The following is a 21,749-nucleotide window of genomic DNA, read 5'->3' as shown; positions in this document are numbered from 1 at the left end:
CCGATAAACAAGACTTTTATGTTGTTAAGTATTGATTTATAGGATGTTAATATCTGATTTCTCAACTGTTAACGTTTGATTTCTCAGACATTAATAATTGAGAAATCAAGTATTAAGGACTGAGAATTTATGTATTATTGACTGATATATGATTTAATGTTTTCTGAGAGAGCAGAATTGTTGAAGTAGCTGATGCGTTCAATGTGATTGGAACATACGGTTAAGTCAATCAAATCAACAGTAGTTTCAGATAGTTTCGAGCGTTTGGAACTAAAGTTTCAAGCGTATGAAACTCTAGTTTCTCACTGATGGAACTGCAGTTTCACGCTGATGGAACTCTAGTTTCAAGCAATGGGAACTCTTTGAAGATACTGCTAAATTGGAATTGGTGAATATCGGAAAAGTCGCATTGTGGTAATTGCTGTCTGAAATTCCTACTAATCTCCATATACGGGTGCACTTTCATTTCCGCAACGGTCGATTGCTGTTACTGCAAAATACTTTTTAGCATTCCAAGGCTGGATGGGTGCATAAATATAACTTGTTTCACGAATACTTTGTGCGACAATATTTTCCGCTTTCTTTGTATCTACCGGATATTCATTGGAAGCATAAATCACGTACATCGGTTTATTCCGTTGATCATTATCCGTCGCTGCCTGCCAGTTCAGTTCGGTATATCCGTTGTCGATGGACGTAACTTTGAGTGTTGAGGGGGCAGATGGCGGAACGTTGTCCAGCCATGTCATCGGAGGCTGTAATGCCGGGTAGGCATAGAAATTCTCGATCAATTCGTCATAAATTCCCTGTGTGTTGTCCATCAGATACTTGACACGGTAATGCCCTTCCCCTGCCATTTTCTGATTGCGTATGAAGTTAATCTGACGATCCACTTCATCGCGTGTCCATTTTCCTTCATCGGGATGGAGGAAATAGATGCCGAGTCCCGGGATAACCTGTCGTCCGTTGCTCTGTTCCTGCCAGTCGAGCGCAAAAGGATAGAAACTGTTTCCCTGAAAATACATCATAGGATATATCTGATCCTGAATGCCTTCGCCGAGCCACCCTTGCGGATCTTGATAAACCGTATAAAACGCGTTCCAACCACGGGAAGAATAGCGGGAAGTATCCCTGTATTTGCCTACGGGACAAGTACTTACCTTTACCCATGGCTTCATGGCTTTTACACCTTTATATATGTACCGGACGATTTCGGAAATATTGTCCCGGCGCCATTGATCCAAAGTACGTCCTTTGCCGTAACGGCGAAAATCGTATTTGTCGGGGAATAAAGGCGCATTCTCCGGATAGCGCAGGTAGTCGAAATGTACTCCGTCTATATCATAACGGTCTACCACTTCCCGAACGAGTCTCATGAGATATTCTTTCGTAGCCGGATGTCCCGGATTAAGAAAATATTCGTTTTTATAAGGCACACAGATATCTTTCACCCGCTTGGTGACAGATTGACTACCGAGAGAAGCGACATGTTTTTTATTGCCTAACGGAATCGTCACCATCCATGCATGACACTCCATTCCCCGCTTGTGGCATTCCTCAATTGCAAAAGCCAACGGATCGTATCCCGGATTACCTCCGACCTTTCCGGTCAGAATCGAATTGAACGGTTCGATAGAAGAAGGATACAACACATCCCCCCGCGTGCGTGTCTGAAACAGAACGGTATTGAAATTGGCAGCTTTCAATTTGTCGAGGATATCCACCAGTTCTTCCTTCTGCTTACGAATGGTCTGAGGGGTAGTAGCACGTGTGCGAGGCCAGTCCAGCCCATATACAGCTGTGATCCATGCTGCACGAACCTCGTACTTGGGCTGCGCTTTTACCGGAAGGATAAGAAGTAAAAGTGAAAGAATGAGAATCGTTCGGCACATATTCTTTGTTTTTTGTTTTAAACCTTGCAAAGCTAGCAAAAATGTCTGTAAATTGATTATTCCTCTTTTATTTAATACTCTTTAGAAGAAATTTACCGGTTCTGTATTAGTGGTATCTGCATTCTTGGACGTCTTTAAATAAGGTGCGAAAATGAAAATAATATGAATATAACAAGATAATAAAAGAATGAAAAAGCTACTATCTGTGTCGCTCTGTCTTTTGTTTGCAGCAAGTATGGCTGCCCAGACAGGAAAGATTAGAGTTGCCACTGTTGGAAACAGTATCACCGGAGGAACGAATGATTATGGTTATTACGCGATGCCTCTGGCTGAAATGCTCGGTGATGATTACGAAGTCACCAAATTTGGTAAAGGCTCTTCCGCGGTATTTATAAAACTAAGAGAAGACGCGACTACCCCTGAAAATCCTAATGAATATCAATTCGCTTACATTAATTCTGAGCAATGCGCGGCAGCACTGGAGTATAAGCCTAATATTGTCATTATTAAGTTTGGTGCAAACGATGCCAACAAGAAGAACTTCGAAAAATATGGTAAGGAAACATTTAAGGCAGACTATAAAAAACTGATAGCTAAATTCCAAGCCTTGTCTACCAAACCGGATATTTATATTTGTACGCCTCCTCCGATGTATTACGGTGATGGGGGATTTCTTGGTTCATTTGATGACAATGTAGCAAAGAATTATATTCAGCCTGCCGTAAGAGAGATTGCGGAGGAACTTAATCTGGTCTGTGTAGATCTGTATAATCCTTTGAAGGGACATCCGGAATTTATGCCGGGCGGCAACGATTGGGTGCATCCCGATCATAGAGGACATTATATTATAGCGAAGGAAGTGTATAAAGCGATAACGGGTGAATTCGTTATGAACCCCGGTGGGATAACGGTGGCTGCTTCGGATATTTCTCTTTCGGGTTCGAAGGCGAAGATAAAGAATGGTGCTATTGAAAAAGCGAAGAACGGTACGAGATTGTCATTCGATGTACATTTCGGCTCGATGCCTACTTATGAGAAAGTAGAGGCTGAAGTGCAATTGAATAAAACTAAGTCGGGATACTTGGACTTCTATCTGGATACCGAAACGATTCCTTTTACTTCAATTGATGTTTCGGGTGCCAACACAAAGAACTTCACTACGCAGTCCGCTCTTTTTGACCGTCGGATAAAAGGCAAACATAAAGTGACTGTACAATGGAGAGGACAGGATGCCAAACTGAAATCGGTAACTATCAAGGAAAAATACATGCCTTATGTAACCGATAATGTATCTCAGGTCTATTTGGTCAATAAAGCGACCGGTATGGTACTGGATTGTAATCCGGATTCGAAAGTGATTTCTGCCGCAAAATATGATTCGGAGAAGAAGTCACAGTTGTTTTGCATCGAAAATTTGACGTATCATATCCTCCGTGTCAGAAATATAGCGACCAACCTTCATGTAATGAATAATGGAGATAAAGTGATTGTGGGCAAGCCCGGAGACGACTGGAGAGTGCATGATCCTAAATATGCATTGTTCCTGACCCCTACGGATGATGAAGGTTATTATTCATTGGAACTGTTCCCTGAAGCAAGAATAGGTTTGTCTTCTGCCAACAGCACGGAGGTGGTAGGCAATAAAGGCGGCCAGATTAAAGACTTGGATAAATGGAAAATCGTAACTGTTGATGAGATGAAAGAACCGTAATTCAGTCTTTCCTTATTTGTAATAACGTCTAATAGCAGGATCATTTGCTTTATCAGCAGATGAAAATCCTGCTATTTTTTGTTTTAAATACCTGTAAAGTTAGCAAAAGTGTCGGTATTGTTGTGTTGTTTCGTGGGATTATGCTACATTTGCGTCAGTTAAAAAAACAACACGCCATGATTACATTTACCCTGTGCCTGCTGGCGTTGATAGCAGGCTATTTCACGTATGGGCGCTTGATGGAGCGCGTCTTTGGTCCGGACGACCGTAAAACCCCGGCTCTTACCAAAGCCGATGGAGTAGACTATATCCCGCTGCCTACCTGGAAAATATTCATGATTCAATTCCTTAATATTGCCGGACTGGGTCCGATATTCGGTGCTATTATGGGAGCAAAGTTTGGCAGTTCCTCTTATCTGTGGATTGTATTGGGAAGTATTTTTGCAGGCGCTGTTCACGATTATTTTGCCGGAATGCTTTCTTTGCGTCATGGAGGGGAGAGTCTTCCCGAAATCATAGGTCGTTATCTGGGACTGACTACCAAGCAGATCATGCGTGGATTTACCGTCCTTCTGATGATTCTGGTCGGCTCTGTTTTCGTAGCCGGACCTGCCGGGCTGCTGGCAAAGCTGACTCCGGAAAGTCTGGATGCTACCTTTTGGATTGTTGTTGTCTTCCTTTATTATATTCTGGCTACACTACTTCCGGTTGATAAGATAATCGGCAAAATATATCCGTTATTTGCAGTTGCCTTGCTGTTTATGGCAGTCGGTATTCTGGTGATGTTATATGTTAATCATCCTGCTCTGCCCGAACTTTGGGACGGATTGCAGAATACCAATCCGGATGCGAGTGAACTGCCTATTTTCCCGATTATGTTTGTGAGTATCGCTTGTGGTGCCATATCCGGTTTCCATGCTACGCAAAGTCCTTTAATGGCCCGATGTATGACTTCGGAACGTCATGGACGTCCTGTTTTTTATGGAGCAATGATCACCGAGGGCATCGTAGCCTTGATCTGGGCAGCAGCAGCCACTTATTTCTTCCATGAAAATGGAATGGAAGAGAACAATGCTTCTGTAATAGTAGATGCCATCACAAAAGACTGGCTGGGTGCTGTGGGTGGAGTGCTTGCCATCTTAGGAGTAATTGCAGCTCCGATTACTTCGGGAGATACCGCTTTCCGTTCTGCCCGCTTGATTGTTGCGGACTTTCTGGGACTGGAACAAAAGAGCATGCGTCGCCGTTTATACATCTGTATCCCGATGTTTGCGGTAGCTATCGGCTTGCTTCTTTATAGCTTGCGTGATGCAGACGGATTTAATATGATCTGGCGTTATTTTGCCTGGGCCAATCAGACATTGGCGGTGTTCACCCTGTGGGCTATAACAGTCTACCTTGTGGTAGCTAAAAAGCCTTACTGGATCACTCTGATACCCGCCTTATTTATGACAAGTGTTTGTTCTACTTATATATGTATTGCTCCCGAAGGTCTGGGACTTTCGCATATAGTTTCCTACTGTATCGGTATAGGATGCGTAGTGGTAGCTATTGCTTGGTTCTTTATCTGGTTGGGAAAACAAAAAATTAGAAAACTATCAGAATGAAGAAAATAAAGAAATCGACAGGAGTTGCTATTGCATTCCTTATTTATGTATCAGTAACGGCGGCCTATTTGTTACCTCGTAACACGGAAGTCAGTCAGACAGAGAAGATTCTTACAGTGGTAGGCTCTTATGCTATCGTTCTCTTGCTTTGGCTGGTGCTTCGGAAGAAGGAACAAATGCGTGAACGCCGTAAAGAGGAGCAAATGAACGAAAGTCGTAAAAAAGACGAACAATCTATTCACTTAAAAAAGTAAATTTATGAAGAAATTAGCTTTAGCTATTTGTCTGCTGGTGGTATCGATAGCTGCCCAAGCTCAGTTTGAGAAAGGAAAAATGATTCTTAATCCTTCTGTAACAGGATTAGATTTCTCGTATAATAAGAATGATAAAGCAACGTTTGGTATTGGTGCGCAAGCCGGTACATTTCTTGCCGATGGTATTGCCTTGATGGTAAATCTCGGTGCCGACTGGTCCAAACCTGTAGACGAATACACATTAGGTACAGGCATGCGTTTTTACTTTAACTCCACAGGTGTTTATCTGGGTGGTGGTCTCGACTGGAACCGCTTCCGTTACGACGGTGGATCTCATCGTACCGATTGGGGACTGGGTATCGAAGCCGGATACGCCTATTTCCTCTCTCGCACCGTAACCATCGAACCTGTCGTATATTACAAATGGCGCTTTAACGATAGCGACATGTCACGCTTCGGCATTAAGATCGGATTCGGATTCTACTTTTAAATGAAGAACTAAGAATGAAGAATGAAGAATTCCTATGCAGCTTGATAGCGCAGCAGAATTCTTCATTTTTCATTCTTCATTATTTTAGTTTTTCATTTTATGAAAGTTTCTCTTTCAAGAACTGCCCGGTATAGCTTGCTTCGCAAGCGGCTACTTCTTCTGGTGTACCTACTGCAACGATATTTCCGCCTTTGTCTCCGCCTTCCGGTCCGAGGTCTATAACGTAATCGGCACATTTGATAACATCCATGTTATGCTCGATGATGACGATGCTGTGTCCTCGTCGGATGAGTGCGTCGAAAGCATCCAGCAGTTTGCGGATGTCATGGAAATGTAACCCCGTAGTCGGTTCGTCAAAGATGAATAAGGTTGGATCGGCTTTCTCCTGACTCAGATAAAACGCGAGTTTCACACGCTGATTTTCACCACCGGACAGGGTAGAGGAGGACTGGCCTAGTTTGATATACCCCAACCCGACATCCTGCAGTGGAAGCAGTCTTTTTACAATCTTCTTCTGACCATGTTCGGTGAAGAATTCAACAGCTTGGTTTACTGTCATTTCCAGTACATCATAGATGTTCTTATCATGAAATTTCACTTCCAGTGTATCCGCTTTAAAACGTTTACCGTGACAGGATTCGCATTCTAGTACCAAGTCTGCCATAAACTGCATTTCTACCGTGATGGTTCCTTCACCTTTACATTCTTCGCAACGTCCGCCTTCACTGTTGAAACTGAAATGTCCGGCTGTGTATCCCATCTGTTTCGCCAGTGGTTGCTCCGACCATAACTTACGGATTTCGTCATAAGCCTTGATGTAAGTCACCGGATTGGAGCGGGATGATTTGCCGATCGGGTTCTGATCGACAAACTCAATATTTCTCAAGTCACGAAGACTTCCCCCGATAGAAGAAAATTCTCCCGGTCGGTCACTGCATTCATCCAGTTCACGCTTTAGCGCCCGATAGAAAATATCCCGCACCAGCGTACTCTTGCCCGAACCGGAAACACCTGTGACCACTGTCATCACATTGAGAGGGAAGCGTACATTCACCCCTTTCAGATTGTTTTCGCGGGCACCTGTCAGTTCGATATAATTATTCCACGGACGGCGATGTTCGGGAACGGGAATTTCCTCTTCTCCCAACAGATAACGTACCGTATAGCTATTGCTGCCTTTCCGGAGATCTTTCATGTCACCTTGATAAACGACTTCTCCTCCCAGACGACCGGCATTGGGGCCGATATCTATGATATAATCGGCAGCACGGATTATTTCTTCATCGTGCTCTACCACTACTACTGTATTTCCGAGCTCCTGCAATTGGCGCAGTACACGGATTAAACGGTCGGTATCACGACTGTGCAAACCGATACTCGGTTCATCCAGAATGTAGAGACTGCCGACAAGACTGCTTCCGAGTGAAGTCGCGAGGTTGATACGCTGGCTTTCTCCACCCGACAGTGAGTTACTGAGGCGGTTTAGAGTCAGATACCCCAATCCTACATCAATCAGGAAGCGGATACGGCTGTTGATTTCAGTCAGGATCCTTCGGGCTACCTGTGTGTCATGCTCGTTTAAGTCCAAATGATCGAAAAACTGTTTCAATTCCGTGATGGGTAAATCCACCAGTTCAGAAATACTTTTTCCGTTCACCCGTACATATCCTGCTTCCGGTTTTAGGCGTGTGCCGTGACATTTCGGGCAGATCGTTTTACCCCGGTAACGTGCTAACATCACCCTATACTGTATCTTATATTGGTTCTCTTCCAGCATCTTGAAGAAATCGTTGATGCCGTGGAAGTATTGGTTTCCTTCCCACAGTGTGCGGCGCTGCTCGTCTGTCAGTTCGTAGTAAGGAGTGAAAATCGGAAAATCGAATTTATCCGCATTGTGAATCAACTCTTCCTTCCATTCTCCCATCTTTTCACCACGCCAGCAGACGATGGCCCCTTCGTATACGGATAACGAACGGTTGGGCACTACCAGGTGCTCGTCAATACCGATCACTTTGCCGAACCCTTCGCATACGGGGCAGGCACCGATCGGAGAGTTGAACGAGAACATCTGATCATTCGGTTCTTCGAAAGTGATGCCGTCCGCTTCGAATTTCGTGCTGAAACTATATAGTTTGGTTGTTCCGTCCGGCAGATAAAAGCGTAGCATACACATGCCGTCCCCTTCATACATAGCGGTTTCGGCAGAGTCCGTCAGTCGGCTGATGGCATCTTTGCTGTTTGCCACTGCCATGCGGTCTACCAACAGATAAACCTCGTCACCCGGAACCGGCTTGTATTCATCGATACGTTTCATTTCACCGTTCACTTCCACCCGGTTGAAACCTTGTTTCAGGTCTATTTCCAGTTGCTGTTGCAGTGTACGGTCTTCACGCAGGCGGATAGAGGTCAATACCGTATATCTTGTCCCTTCCGGATACGAAAGCATACAGTTGACGATATCCTCTGTCGAATGTTTCTTGACTTCTTCTCCGCTGACAGGGCTGTATGTACGTCCTACCCGCGCATAAAGCAAGCGCAGATATTCGTAAATCTCAGTTGAAGTTCCTACGGTAGATCTCGGATTGCGGCTGTTCACTTTCTGTTCGATGGCAATTGCCGGAGGGATTCCTTTGATAAAATCACATTCAGGTTTGCTCATTCGTCCCAAAAACTGGCGTGCATAGCTGCTGAGGCTTTCTACATAACGACGTTGTCCTTCTGCATAGAGAGTATCAAAAGCGAGCGACGATTTCCCCGATCCGGATAATCCGGTGATAACAACAAGCTTGTTGCGTGGAATATCTACATCGATGTTTTTCAGGTTGTTAACCCGCGCTCCTTTGATTGAAATATGTTTGTTTTCTGACATAAAATACTCCTTTTTTATGATAGTCGGCAAAGTTAGCGATTTTATTGGTAGAAGAAAGGTTTTTGACCGGGTTAAGATATGTTATAATTAGTAATAAAAAGAAATTGCTTCCGGATAAATGGCGTATCTTAGTCCGGATTTTACAACAAACATTTCAAAATAATAACAAATTGACTTGAATCGTGAGAAACATCCGGATGGTTATTAGCTTATTCATTCTGTGTTTTGCATCTACTTTCGCCTTTAGTAGCACAAACAAAGAAAAACGGTTGGAAGCCCTTTCCGACAGTATCTCGAATAAAATAGGTCAGAAGGATTTTATGCCTTTCTATCAGGAATATATGAGTCTGGCAAGGCAGCAGAACGATACGGTCAATATTGATAATGCCTATTCTCAGATTGCTTCCCATTATTATCGGTTGAGGAATACAGATAGCCTGAAAGTAGTCGCTTATGAATATATGGACTGGTGTTTGAAATGCGGTCATGTCAACAATCGTTATACGCAGTGGCGCCAATATATTCAGTTGCTGACTGAAAAGGGGTTGCAAGATGAGGCTATGCGTGAAACGGAACTTCTCCAGAAGGATGCGGATGCGGCTAAAAGTGCTTTCGGAATGGCTTGCGGTGAAATGTGTATCGGATATAACCATCGGATGTTCAGCAATAATGTCAAGCTTTGTCTCGAATATTATTCTTCCGCATTAAAGCATTTTGTTGAGGCCGGCTTTTATGAAGACGCTTACGTGGTATCGTTGAATATCATTCAGACTAATCTGGCAAGAGGAGAGTATGCCAATGCGATAGAATATCTGGGCCGTATGCCGGGGCTGATTGAAAAAATGAAGCGTAAGAATATGCCTGTCCGACCGGAACTTACCATGCGTTATTATCAGTTTCAGGTGATTGCCACGCTGGCATTGAAAGGGAAAAAAGCAGCGGAACCGTTTATTGCCCAAGCGGATAAGTTTTATCACGAAAATATGAATACTTTTCCCCGCGAGGGATGGTTGGGATATAAGATACTTTGTGCCCGGACATTGAATGACCACAAAATGGCACTGACTTATCTCGATTCATTGATGGACTATCATCATTCGGTGGGTAGTTGTTATCCTGCCAATCATTTGCTGAAGGCTCAGTTCATGGAACAGATGGGGCGCTTTGAAGATGCCTGCGAAGTATATAAATCCTATGCCCATATTAATGATTCCATTCGTTCGGCAGAGCTGGATGAACAGCTGAGCAAGTATACCGTGCAGTTTGAAGTAGACAAACTGGAACATGATAAACTCGAATTGCGGGCGGAAGTAAATCGCAATCTTTTCATAACTTCCCTGATTGTGGGGGGATTGATACTGGCCTTACTGCTCGTTATCACTTTCTACTATATGCGTTCTTTATCGCTGAACCGGAAGCTGGACGCGGCCAATAAGGCAGTCGTCAAAGCCAGCCACATGAAAAGCTCCTTTATCCAGCATATTACACATGAAATCCGGACTCCGCTCAATTCGATTATCGGTTTTTCATCATTGATGGCTGCCGGCGGGTTGACACAGGAAGAAATAGAAGAATACGCCCGTCAGATGGAAAGCAGCAACGCGTATTTGCTGGATTTGGTGAACAATGTGATTGATATAGCCGATATGGACTCCCAGACGGATGATATGCCGAAGAAACAGGTCAATGTGGATGCATGTTGCCGGGAATGTATGGAGGCGGTTCGTCAGAATCTGAAAGATGGAATAGAGCTGCAATATGCGCCTTCTTCCGCTTTGGTAACATTGTGTACGGTAGAGGTTTGGATAAAACGGGTACTTCTCGGCTTGCTGAACAACGCCAATAAATTTACAGAATCCGGATTTATACGTCTCAGCTATGCGGAAGACAAACCGAATCATCTGGTACGCTTTATCATTGAAGATTCCGGTCCCGGAATTGATGAGAACTATCGGGATGCTATCTTCGAACGCTTTGCGAAGATTGACGCTTTCACTCAGGGCACCGGACTGGGATTGTCTATCATCCGTCAGATCATGGAATTAGTGGATGGAAATGTCCGTCTGGACACCAGCTACGCGGGTGGTGCAAGATTTGTAGTCGAATGGCCTCAATAATAGTTGGAGATAGTGTCTGCTTCTATTATCTTTGCACCACATTATTTTATGACTCAAGAACATTATGAATCTGAAAAACTATCTTTTCTTATTGGTTTTGCTTCTGGCGGCAGGAGCAAGAGCGCAAGTGCCATCGGGCAATGCATATCCCAAACGTGAGTTTCGTGCTGCATGGATACAAGCTGTCAACGGACAGTTCCGCGGTGTACCGACAGAGAAGCTGAAACAGACATTGGTCGGTCAGCTGAACTCTCTTCAGGGAGCGGGCATCAATGCGATTATCTTTCAGGTGCGTCCCGAAGCGGATGCTTTGTATGCTTCACAATATGAACCGTGGAGTCGTTTCCTGACAGGAACACAAGGACAGATACCTTCTCCGATGTGGGACCCGATGCAATTCATGATCGAAGAATGCCATAAACGGAATATGGAATTCCATGCATGGATTAATCCTTACCGTGTAAAGACTTCATTGAAAAATCAACTCGCTCCGACACATATTTATCATGAACATCCGGAATGGTTTGTCACTTATGGCGATCAGATTTATTTCGATCCGGCGCTTCCCGAAAGCCGTGAGCATATCTGCAAGATTGTTTCCGATATTGTATCCCGCTACGATGTAGATGCTATCCACATGGACGACTATTTTTATCCTTATCCTATCAAGGGAGTCGATTTTCCGGATAATGCGAGCTTTGCCCGTTACGGAGGCGGTTTCAACAACAAGGCAGACTGGCGTCGTGGCAATGTAAACATTCTGATAAAGAAACTTCATGAAACCATTCGGGGCATAAAGCCGTGGGTGAAGTTCGGTATCAGTCCTTTCGGTATTTACCGTAATCAGAAAACAGATCCGTTGGGCAGCAATACAAATGGATTGCAGAACTATGATGATCTCTATGCCGACGTACTGCTTTGGGCACGTGAAGGATGGATTGACTATAATATTCCTCAGATTTATTGGGAAATAGGCCATAAGGCTGCCGATTATGCCACATTGGTTGACTGGTGGGCAAAGCATTCGGAAAACCGTCCGTTATTTATCGGCCAGGCAGTCATGAATACTGTTCAGCATGCCGATCCGAAGAATCCTTCTATCAACCAGCTTCCACGTAAAATGGCTTTGCAACGTTCTTATCAGACAATCGGTGGAAGTTGCCAATGGTATGCGGCAGCCGTAGTTGAGAACGCGGGAAAATATCGTGATGCCTTAGTACAGGAATACCATAAATATCCGGCTTTGATTCCGGTATTCGATTTTATGGACGATAAGGCTCCGGACAAAGTGCGCAAGATGAAAAAAGTATGGACAGAAGATGGCTATATACTTTTCTGGACTGCTCCAAAAGCGGATACTGAAATGGACAAAGCCGTCCAGTATGTAGTATACCGTTTCGGTTCCAAAGAAAAAGTGAATCTTGATGATCCGTCACGTATCGTGGCTATCACCCGAAATCCTTTCTACAAACTTCCGTATGAAACCGGTAAAACAAAATACCGTTATGTGGTAACAGCTCTCGACCGTATTCATAATGAGTCAAAATCGGTAAGTAAGAAGGTTAAACTATAAAAACTAAATGATGAATGAAGAATGAAGAATTACTATGCAGCGAAACAGCGCAGCAAAATTCTTCATTCTTCATTCTTCATTCATCATTTAATAAAATAATAGACCTGCAATTCCGCAGGCAATTATCATTAATATCGGATTGGTCTTGTATTTTCTGGTGCCGATAAAGGTTACCAGGAAGATGATGATGCTGATGATAAAAGAGTAGGTGTCTTCTTTGGGTGAACAGAAATTTTCCGTATTCATCAATACCAGTGCGGCGGAAGCCAATAATCCGACAACTGCCGGACGCAGTCCTGCAAAAATAGATTCTACTACGGGATGTTTCTGATATTTCAGAAAGAATTTGCTGATTGTCAGCATCAGTATGAAAGAAGGAAAAACAACTGCAAATGTAGCTACAATCGATCCCCATACACTGCCTGTAGATGTGAAACCTACATAAGTGGCCGCATTGATGCCGATAGGTCCCGGGGTCATCTGGCTGATGGCGACAATGTCTGTAAACTCTTGCGAAGTTACCCACCCATACCGGGTTACTACTTCGCCCTGTATCATCGAAAGCATGGCGTATCCTCCGCCAAAGCCGAAAAGTCCGATTTTAAAGAATGTATAAAATAACTGAAGATAAATCATTGCTTTTTAGTTTTGAGAGGTGAATTTTTAAGTTTTCCCCATAAGAAGCCTCCTACGCCGGCGGCAATGATAATCCAGATCGGGGAGAATCCCAACAACCAGATTAATGAGGCCGATACAACAGGAATCCATAAATTGTATCGGTTGATTTTAGCCGATCGGCCCATAGTGAAAGTCGGTGCGGCAATCAGTGCGACTACTGCGGGACGTATTCCTTTGAATATACGTTCTACGATCGGGTTGTCTTTGAAAGTATGGAAAAAGAGGGCGATGGCTAAAATGATAATAAACGAGGGCAGTATAGTCCCCAGTGCCGTGACAATACTTCCACGGATACCGCGCAACTTATATCCTATAAAGATTGAAATATTCACCGCCAGGATACCCGGAGCGGACTGAGAGATAGCAAGCAGGTCGATAAAATCCTCCTGTGCTATCCACTTCCGTTTGGTTACGATTTCATTCTCAATAAGTGGCACCATTGCATAACCTCCACCAATGGTGAAAGCACCTATTTTAAAAAAGATTCCAAATGATTCGAGATAAATGTTCATTCTTCTTTTTCTCCTCCTTCCTTATCGGACTTGTTTTCTTTTCCAGCCTTGCTGCCTTCCTTGTGGGGCTTCCCTTCTTTTCCGTATTGGCTGGGACTTACATTGAAGTGCTTCTTGAATACTTCACGGAAGTACTTTGCATCACTAAATCCTGTCATTTCTGCAATTTCTGTTATACTGTGTGTACCTTCTTTCAGTAATTTCACCGAACGTTTCAGACGGATCAGGCGAATGTAATCGCCCGGAGCCTGATCGGTCAATGCTCTGAGTTTATTGTAGAAACTGGTACGACTCATTCCCATCAGGTTGCAAAGCACGTCTACAGTGAGAGCCGGATTATCTATATTATCTTCTATATTTTTCCGGACATTGGCGATAAACTTCCAGTCGATATCCTGTGAGCAGTTGATGCATTCGTCTTCGTGATCATCCTCATCATCCATATCCAGACTGCCGTATTTGCTTCGCAGAAGGGCACGGTTCGTCAACAGATTGGAGATGTTAGCCTTCAGGATACCAATATTGAATGGCTTCACAATGTATTCGTCGGCACCAATTTCAAGGCCGGACAGAATATCCTTGTCATTATTCAGGGCTGTCAGCAAGATAACAGGAATATGCGATGTCTCAATATTGTTTTTGAGGGCCTTGCACAATTCGTCTCCTCTCATTTCCGGCATCATGATGTCCGAGATAACCAGTTCCGGTTTGTATTCCGGTATGATGGTCATAGCTTCCTTTCCGTTGCAGCAGTTCTGCACCGTATATTCTTCCGCCAGTGTTTGCGACAGATAGTTGCGCAGCTCATCGTTATCTTCTACGATCAGAATTCGCTGATGATTGGGATTCTGTTCTTTATGAACATTCTCGTAGATGCTGGCAGGCACGTTGGTGGTACTTGTTATCTCTTGCCGGCGCTTGCTTGGTGCTGCGAGATGTGCTTTATGGAAACGTTTGCTGTCTTTAGGGAACGATATCTTAATCACCGATCCCTGATTTTCCACACTCGACAGATTAATCTTGCCTTTATGCAACCGGACAAGTTTCCATACCAGCATCAGTCCGATACCACTTCCCGTCACTTTGGAGTTGATGGCATTGCTGCCACGGAAATGAAGTTTGAACAACTTCTTTTGTTCGCTGGCAGGAATACCAATTCCCGTATCCTTCACTTCTACACTCCACGAATCATTGCTTTCGGAAACGAAAATCTGTACGTTACCGTTTTCCGGTGTGTATTTTAATGCGTTCGAAATTATATTTTTCAGGATAGATTCCATCTTTTCCTTATCAAACCACACATTCATATACCGGAAATTGCTTTCATATGTAAAGTTGATATGCTTGATATTGGCGTAAGGCTGGAATGCGTTGAATATCTCAGTCATGAAGGTATTCAGTTCGTGTTCCGAAATATACAACTCCGAAGAGTATACATCCGCTCTTTCGAAATTGATCAGATTCGTCGTCAGGCGTAACAAGGCATTGACATTTCGTAGAGCGGTATTCATGTTGGCTATGCCTTCCTTGCTCAAAGCCTCTTTTTCACGCAAGTCTTCCAGAGGAGCTTTGATCAGTGTCAACGGAGTACGGATGTCATGTGCCGTATTGATGAAGAAGTGAATCTTCTCATCGGAAACTTTCCGTTGCTTTTTCATAATAAGAACGCGCAGTATGATGACAGCGATAAGAGAAATCAGAATGGCATACAGTACCATTGCCCAGGCGGTCAGCCAGAAAGGTTGGGCGATGATAATATCAATGCTCCTTTCTTCGAGCATGATTCGCTGGTCTTCATTCGAGATGGCCCGTACCCGCAAAACATATTTTCCCGGAGCAAGGTTGGTATAGCGAATCGTACTTTCATTGCCGGGCTTGCTCCATTCCTCGTAGAATCCTTCCAGTTTCCAGGAATAAAGGATGTTTGAAGGATAGTCGTAGTTGATAGAAGAAACCAGCAGTGAAAAGATATTCTGGTTATATTTTAATCTGAGCTCTTTGGTTTCGTTGATGTCCTTCTCTAGCGGTGAATTCTCGTCTCCCGGATATACCGTCTGATAGAACAGTTTGAAGTCACTGAAAATCATCTTAGAGGAGTAGGTTCTGGGCAGTTTCATGTCTTTGTTGAACTCTATGGCCCCGTCCGAACTACCGAAGATAAAGTTGTTGTTTTTGCGTAAAGTGCCGGACAGCGCATTGAAGTGCGTAGTCATCAGTCCCATTTCCTTAGTCCAGTTATAGAAGGTCTTTTGCTTGGGGTAGTAACTGGTCAGTCCGCTTTCCGTACTTAGCAGGATTTCGTTGTCTTCATCCGATAATATGGTGTAGATATTGTTGGATATCATGGCGCAGTTTCCTGTATAGTAATGGGTAAACAGTTTTGTCTGCGGATCATAAATCAAAACTCCCGATCCACTGGTGCCTATATACAGTGATCCCTTCTTTGTCTGATATAAGGAATAGATATAGGTCGATTCTACAGGTAGCTGGATACGTTCGAACTTTCCGGATTCTTTATCCAGAAGATGCAGTCCTGTTGCCGTACCTATCCACATGCTTTTGTCATCCTTTTCGATGATGGCAGTCACGGAGTGCAGTCCGTGATAGAGCCGGATGTCTTTGGTTTGTACATTGATGCGCTTCAGGTTATAATATCCCCCGGTCCATATGTAGCCATGAGAGTCTTTCCGGATATCGCGTATGTATTTATCCGGACGTATATCCTCACGGGCATACAAAGCCGGTGTAAAATAAGTTGTCTTTGATGTACGTTTGTCTATCTGATAAATCCCCGAGAAATATCCGCCTGCCCAGATGATGCCGGGAGATACTTCGCATAAGGTCGTAAATATATGGTTTTTACTATTCTGTACATTCTCAAACGTGCTGAGGTATGAATGCCATTTACCGGTTTTTGACTTCTGCAAGCTTATTCCGTTGTTGGTGCCGTACCATAAATCCCCTTCACTGTCTTCTATGATGGAGTTTACTTGGTCATTGATCAGGGATTGCTTGTTGCCGACAGAATGTTTGATCCATTTGTAGCTTGGATAACGATTGTTCTGCACGGTAATTCCAATCGGATAGTTTGCCATCCATATCCGGCCCTCTTCGTCTATATAGATATCATTGATACTGTTTCCGTTCATGCCATTGTAGCTGTTGTAGTCTGCTACAATAAATGGCTCGGTCTGATAAGTCTCAACGTTCATTTTATAGATACCTCCGCCATCGGTGGCGATCAGTAGTTCTTTGGCATTCAAGGGCTTAATTCGTGATATGCTGACGTCTTTCAGGCTGACTTCCGGTTGTGTGACCATTTTCGTTTTCATGTCGTAAACCATGATCCCCCGTTGAAAGGCACCGATGAACAACTTACGTATCTTGGGATCGAAGTGCAAGTCGTTGACTTGGATATTCACATTGTCCAGTTTGTCACAAGGAAGAAGTTGCAGTGTGTTGTCTTTCAGTTGCGCATGGTGAATTCCCACCTCCGTCCCAATGAAAAAATGGGATTCGTCGATTTGCTCAATGTCATTGATTGCTTCGCTGAGACTATTTTTAACTTGAGTGACCTGTCCCGTACAGGTATTGTAGAGAAAGATCGTTTCTTCGTTACACAGCCAGATATGATTGTTCCGGTCAATCCAACTGAAGCTGATCGGAGCCGGCAAATCCCGGAAATCCTCTATCGGCAATCTGTAAACGAGTTCGAAAGTGTCATGAATATGGTCATATCGGAAAATCTTGCCTTTCTTCCCGATTTCCCACAACGTTCCTTCCGGATCGATATATAACCAATTCAGATTTAACAGCGAATTCAGTTCTTTATCGCCGTCCATTAATTTATACCGTTTAAACTCTTTGCCGTTGTACCGGTCGATTCCTTCGTGTGTGAGGAACCACATATACCCAGCATTATCTTTCTGAATGTAATACACTCTCCGGTTGCTTAACCCGTCTTCTACTCCAAGATACTGATAGGTCTGGGCAATACAGGTCAGAGGAAACAATAATAATAGAAAAAGCCATTTTTTCATACAAATAGGACTTTTATAGGTTATTGAATCTTTAGTGAGGGGGAAAGTTTGACAAAATTAAGAAGATTTTTCGACACTACAAAATTTTGGGAGAAGATAACAACTCTCTCAAAGTGAAGTAAACAGGAGCTTTGGAGACTATTTGTATATCTTGTTTATTTCGGGAAATTAAGTTGTAAGATAAGGACTTTAGGTATGGAGAAGAAGGCAAAAATAAGAGGCTGTTACTTTATAATAATAACAGCCTCCGTTTTAATTATAGAAAGATTTTTTATTTAGTCTTTTCTTCTACCCATCTGCGTGCATTAACGAATGCTTCTATCCATGGAGTAATCTGATCGCTGTTCTTACGGTCAGCAGGATAGCAACCATTCTGCCACGGGAAGATAGCACGTTCGAGGTGAGGCATCATTGCCAGATGGCGACCGTCTGCGCTGGCAAGACCTGCGATAGAATAATCGGAGCCGTTCGGGTTGCCGGGGTATTCATCGTAGCTGTATTTTGCCACTACGTTATATTGGTCTTCATCGTAAGGCAGAGAGAACTTACCTTCTCCGTGAGCCACCCAGATACCCAGCTTGCTACCGCTCAATGAGCCGAACATTACACTGCGGTTGGTCGGGATTGTCAGGCCTACATAAGTCGATTCGAATTTATGTGAGTCGTTGTGCAGCATCTTACCTTTCTTTTCGTGTTCCGGATTGATGAGTCCCAGTTCCATCATCAACTGGCAACCGTTGCAGATACCCAGTGAAAGCGTATCTTCGCGTGCGTAGAATTTATCAAGTGCCTCTTTTGCTTTAGGATTGAACAAGAAACCTCCTGCCCATCCTTTGGCTGAACCGAGTACATCGGAGTTGGAGAATCCACCGCAGTAAACAATCATGTTTACATCTTCCAGTGTTTCGCGTCCGCTGATCAGGTCGGTCATTGTCACGTCTTTCACGTCAAAACCGGCAAGATAGAGTGAGTAAGCCATTTCACGTTCGCCGTTCGTGCCTTTTTCACGGATGATAGCGGCACGGATACCACTTGGAGTACGGCGATCCGGAGTAATGCCATATTGAGAGAGTTTACCTTTGAAGCCGGGCATGAAAGCGAATTCAACCGGTTGCATCTTATAGTTTTCGAAACGTTTCTTGGCGCAGCCGTTCATAGACTGTTTGCGGTCGAGCAGGTAAGAAGAAGAATACCATACATCACGCATATAGTCAACACCGAACTGATAAGTGGCGTCGCCCTTGGAAACCAGAATATGACGTTCGTCGGTCGGTTTACCCAATTTCACGAAGCCTACGCCGGCGTCTTCCAGAATCTTCTTCACTTCCTCTTTATGTTTGTCGCTGATCTGGATAACGATACCCGGATTTTCAGCAAACAGGATCTTGATGATATCCTGTTCCTTCATCTTGTCGAGGCTGATTTCCATACCGCCTTCAACGTTGGCGAAACACATTTCCAATAATGTGGTGATCAATCCACCTGCCGAGATATCATGTCCTGCCAGAATCAGTCCTTTGTTCACCAGTTCCTGTACGGCAAGGAAAGCATCGCGGAAGTATTCGGCATCCTGTACGCAAGGTACGTCGTCGCCTACCTTACCCAGAGATTGTGCAAAAGCGGAACCTCCGAGTTTCAGTTCGTCGAAGCTGAAATCGATGTGATAAAGAGTGGTCTTTTCGTTGTTCACCAATACCGGAGATACGACTTTCTTTACGTCGGATACTTCACCGCCGGCAGAAACAATCACTGTTCCCGGAGAAATCACTTTCTCGCCGTTCGGATATTTCTGTGTCATCGACAAAGAATCTTTTCCGGTAGGAACATTGATTTGCAGTGCGCAACAGAAGTCGCTCAATGCTTTTACGGCAGTGTAAAGACGGGCGTCTTCACCTTCCTGTGAGCGGCATGGCCACATCCAGTTGGCAGATAAAGAAATGCTGTCCATACCTTCTGCCATCGGAGCCCAGACAAGGTTGGTCAAAGCTTCGGATACGGAAAGGATAGAACCGGTAGCCGGATCAGCCAATGCAGCTTGCGGAGCATGACCGATAGAAGTAGCGATACCTTTTTCGCCACGATAGTCGAGTGCTACGACACCGCAGTCGCTCAATGGCAACTGAAGTTCGCCCTGGCATTGCTGGCGGGCTACTTTACCTGTTACCGAACGGTCTACCTTATTGGTCAGCCAGTCCTTACAAGCTACTGCTTCGAGTTGCAGCACATTGGTCAGGTATTCATGTAATTTCGACAATTCGTATTCCGGCATTTCATAATGGCGTTCTACGGTTTTGTCGATCATATAAGTCTTGGGAGACGAACCGAACATCTGCTCAACGGCAAGGTCGAACGGACGTACGCCGTCTGCCTGCTGGAAAGCAAAGCGATGGTCGCCGGTTGTCTCACCTACTACGTACATCGGAGCGCGTTCACGTTCGGCAATTTTGCGTACATGTTCGATGGCTTCTTCTTTGATCAGAAGTCCCATACGTTCCTGGCTTTCGTTGGCGATGATTTCTTTGGCGGACAATGTCTTGTCGCCGATCGGAAGTTTGCTCATGTCGATCAGACCACCACATTCTTCCACCAGTTCCGACAGACAGTTGACGTGACCTGCCGAACCGTGGTCATGGATAGAAACAACCGGATTCACATCTTCTTCGCAGAGTGCACGCACTACGTTGTTGGCACGTTTCTGCATTTCCGCGTTGGCACGTTGTACGGCATTCAATTCGATACCGCTGCTGTAACGACCGGTATCTACAGAAGATACGGAACCGCCCCCCAGTCCGATACGATAGTTGTCACCACCGATTACCACTACTTTATTTCCTGCTTCCGGAGTACCTTTGAGGCAGTCGCGTTGTGTGCCGTAACCTACACCGCCCGCAAGCATAATTACTTTGTCATAACCGTATACTTCCTTGTTTTCCGTATGCTCGAAAGTCAGCACTGAGCCGCAGATCAGCGGTTGGCCAAACTTGTTACCGAAGTCGGAAGCACCGTTGGATGCTTTGATCAGAATCTGTTCCGGAGTCTGGTACAGCCATTTGCGTACCGGAAGAATTTCCTCCCATTCGCGGCCTTCTTCTGTACGGGGATATGAGGTCATGTAGACAGCAGTACCTGCGATCGGCCATGAACCTTTACCACCACCCATACGGTCGCGGATTTCTCCACCTGTACCGGTAGATGCGCCGTTGAACGGTTCTACGGTGGTCGGGAAGTTATGAGTTTCCGCTTTCAGTGAGATAACGCTCTTGATATCTTTCACCTGGAAGAAGTCAGGTTTGGAATGATCTGCCGGGGCAAACTGTTCCACTACCGGACCTTCGGCGAAGGCTACGTTGTCTTTGTAAGCAGAGATGATTTTATTCGGGTTCTCCTGTGTGGTCTTTTTGATCATCTGGAACAGGGACGATTCCTGTTCTACGCCGTCGATGATGAAAGTTCCACCGAAGATTTTGTGGCGACAGTGTTCGGAGTTGATCTGTGCGAAACCGAAGACTTCAGAGTCAGTCAGTTTGCGTCCCAGGTCACTTTCTACCTTTTTCAGGTAGTCCATTTCTTCTTTCGAGAGAGCCAGACCTTCTTTTTCATTGTAGGCTTCGAGGTCTTCGATATAGATGATGGGTTCCGGTTGGCGGTTGGTGGTGAATACGTTTTGGTCGAGTCCTTTGTACATGCGTTGCAGCATCGGGTCGTAGTCGGCATTTTCATCTTTTACCGGGAAATATTCCTCGATGCGGAGAATGTCTTCAAGTCCCATGTTCTGGGTGATTTCTACTGCGTTTGTACTCCAAGGGGTAATCATTTCGCGGCGTGGACCAACGAAACAGCCTTTCAGGTTTTCTTCACTTTCCGTCACGGCTTCTCCAAAAAGCCAGCAGAGTTTATTACTTTCGTCCGGGGTGAGCTGATGGTTGCTCTCTACGGCAATCACGCTCTTGGAAGGGGTTCTGAAAAAAAGAATCATGTTTATTTTTTGATTTTACGATTTTTCTGT

At 44.5% G+C, this 21,749-nt stretch carries 12 protein-coding genes; 6 read left to right on the top strand and 6 right to left on the bottom strand.

The annotated features are described in order from the left end of the window. Positions 1–437: 437 nt before the first annotated feature. Positions 438–1,892: a glycoside hydrolase family 10-like protein gene (locus HMPREF2794_RS14495; RefSeq protein ID WP_010538966.1), complete on the bottom strand. Its 1,455-nt coding sequence runs from the start codon at positions 1,890–1,892 to the stop codon at positions 438–440. Positions 1,893–2,079: 187 nt separating this feature from the next. Between HMPREF2794_RS14495 and HMPREF2794_RS14490 the strand changes: the two genes are divergently transcribed. The 4 genes from HMPREF2794_RS14490 (at position 2,080) to HMPREF2794_RS14475 (ending at position 5,954) form a co-directional block, all read left to right on the top strand. Then, positions 2,080–3,603, top strand: a complete 1,524-nt coding sequence (locus HMPREF2794_RS14490; RefSeq protein ID WP_070751764.1) for a GDSL-type esterase/lipase family protein — start codon at positions 2,080–2,082, stop codon at positions 3,601–3,603. Between the two features lie 176 nt (positions 3,604–3,779). Beyond that, complete coding sequence (locus tag HMPREF2794_RS14485) at positions 3,780–5,210, top strand: carbon starvation CstA family protein (RefSeq protein ID WP_010538964.1); 1,431 nt, start codon at positions 3,780–3,782, stop codon at positions 5,208–5,210. Then, complete coding sequence (locus HMPREF2794_RS14480; protein ID WP_010538963.1) at positions 5,207–5,464, top strand: hypothetical protein; 258 nt, start codon at positions 5,207–5,209, stop codon at positions 5,462–5,464. Before HMPREF2794_RS14485 ends, HMPREF2794_RS14480 begins: the two co-directional genes overlap by 4 nt. A 4-nt stretch (positions 5,465–5,468) precedes the next feature. After that, positions 5,469–5,954, top strand: a complete 486-nt coding sequence (locus HMPREF2794_RS14475) for an outer membrane beta-barrel protein (protein ID WP_070751763.1) — start codon at positions 5,469–5,471, stop codon at positions 5,952–5,954. A gap of 97 nt (positions 5,955–6,051) precedes the next feature. On the opposite strand, the gene uvrA is transcribed toward HMPREF2794_RS14475, so the two are convergent. Next, positions 6,052–8,823, bottom strand: coding sequence for an excinuclease ABC subunit UvrA (gene uvrA, locus HMPREF2794_RS14470; RefSeq protein WP_022301139.1), 2,772 nt, complete (start codon positions 8,821–8,823; stop codon positions 6,052–6,054). Positions 8,824–9,020: 197 nt separating this feature from the next. Between uvrA and HMPREF2794_RS14465 the strand changes: the two genes are divergently transcribed. Both HMPREF2794_RS14465 and HMPREF2794_RS14460 read left to right on the top strand, forming a co-directional pair. After that, the gene (locus HMPREF2794_RS14465; protein ID WP_083312086.1) at positions 9,021–10,940 is read left to right on the top strand and encodes a sensor histidine kinase; all 1,920 of its coding nucleotides are present in this window, start codon (positions 9,021–9,023) and stop codon (positions 10,938–10,940) included. 64 nt (positions 10,941–11,004) lie between these two features. Further along, the gene (locus tag HMPREF2794_RS14460; protein ID WP_010538959.1) at positions 11,005–12,513 is read left to right on the top strand and encodes a glycoside hydrolase family 10-like protein; all 1,509 of its coding nucleotides are present in this window, start codon (positions 11,005–11,007) and stop codon (positions 12,511–12,513) included. Between the two features lie 87 nt (positions 12,514–12,600). Here the strand turns inward: HMPREF2794_RS14460 and HMPREF2794_RS14455 are convergent, their stop codons facing one another. From HMPREF2794_RS14455 to purL, 4 genes are all read right to left on the bottom strand, one after another. Beyond that, entirely contained in the window at positions 12,601–13,149 is a 549-nt protein-coding gene (locus tag HMPREF2794_RS14455; protein ID WP_010538958.1) for a chromate transporter, read from the bottom strand. After that, positions 13,146–13,703, bottom strand: coding sequence for a chromate transporter (locus HMPREF2794_RS14450; protein ID WP_010538957.1), 558 nt, complete (start codon positions 13,701–13,703; stop codon positions 13,146–13,148). The genes HMPREF2794_RS14455 and HMPREF2794_RS14450 overlap by 4 nt, the downstream gene beginning before the upstream one ends. Then, positions 13,700–17,743 (bottom strand): hybrid sensor histidine kinase/response regulator transcription factor, encoded by a 4,044-nt coding sequence (locus tag HMPREF2794_RS14445; protein WP_022301140.1) that lies wholly within the window; start codon positions 17,741–17,743, stop codon positions 13,700–13,702. The genes HMPREF2794_RS14450 and HMPREF2794_RS14445 overlap by 4 nt, the downstream gene beginning before the upstream one ends. A 271-nt stretch (positions 17,744–18,014) precedes the next feature. Continuing rightward, entirely contained in the window at positions 18,015–21,719 is a 3,705-nt protein-coding gene (gene purL / locus HMPREF2794_RS14440; RefSeq protein ID WP_070751761.1) for a phosphoribosylformylglycinamidine synthase, read from the bottom strand. Positions 21,720–21,749 lie beyond the last annotated feature (30 nt).

It is taken from the genome of Bacteroides sp. HMSC067B03 (assembly GCF_001811315.1).
Taxonomy (GTDB): domain Bacteria; phylum Bacteroidota; class Bacteroidia; order Bacteroidales; family Bacteroidaceae; genus Bacteroides; species Bacteroides faecis.
Note: the sequence above shows the minus strand (reverse complement) of the source record. Positions and strands in the feature narration are given on the sequence as shown.

What these genes read in the sequence shown, in the direction of transcription:
- HMPREF2794_RS14495 (WP_010538966.1), bottom strand. Translation starts at nt 1,892, where the DNA reads ATGTGCCGAACGATTCTCATTCTTTCACTTTTACTTCTTATCCTTCCG.
- HMPREF2794_RS14480 (WP_010538963.1), top strand. Translation starts at nt 5,207, where the DNA reads ATGAAGAAAATAAAGAAATCGACAGGAGTTGCTATTGCATTCCTTATT.
- HMPREF2794_RS14460 (WP_010538959.1), top strand. Translation starts at nt 11,005, where the DNA reads ATGAATCTGAAAAACTATCTTTTCTTATTGGTTTTGCTTCTGGCGGCA.
- HMPREF2794_RS14445 (WP_022301140.1), bottom strand. Translation starts at nt 17,743, where the DNA reads ATGAAAAAATGGCTTTTTCTATTATTATTGTTTCCTCTGACCTGTATT.
- uvrA (WP_022301139.1), bottom strand. Translation starts at nt 8,823, where the DNA reads ATGTCAGAAAACAAACATATTTCAATCAAAGGAGCGCGGGTTAACAAC.
- HMPREF2794_RS14490 (WP_070751764.1), top strand. Translation starts at nt 2,080, where the DNA reads ATGAAAAAGCTACTATCTGTGTCGCTCTGTCTTTTGTTTGCAGCAAGT.
- purL (WP_070751761.1), bottom strand. Translation starts at nt 21,719, where the DNA reads ATGATTCTTTTTTTCAGAACCCCTTCCAAGAGCGTGATTGCCGTAGAG.
- HMPREF2794_RS14455 (WP_010538958.1), bottom strand. Translation starts at nt 13,149, where the DNA reads ATGATTTATCTTCAGTTATTTTATACATTCTTTAAAATCGGACTTTTC.
- HMPREF2794_RS14485 (WP_010538964.1), top strand. Translation starts at nt 3,780, where the DNA reads ATGATTACATTTACCCTGTGCCTGCTGGCGTTGATAGCAGGCTATTTC.
- HMPREF2794_RS14475 (WP_070751763.1), top strand. Translation starts at nt 5,469, where the DNA reads ATGAAGAAATTAGCTTTAGCTATTTGTCTGCTGGTGGTATCGATAGCT.
- HMPREF2794_RS14450 (WP_010538957.1), bottom strand. Translation starts at nt 13,703, where the DNA reads ATGAACATTTATCTCGAATCATTTGGAATCTTTTTTAAAATAGGTGCT.
- HMPREF2794_RS14465 (WP_083312086.1), top strand. Translation starts at nt 9,021, where the DNA reads ATGGTTATTAGCTTATTCATTCTGTGTTTTGCATCTACTTTCGCCTTT.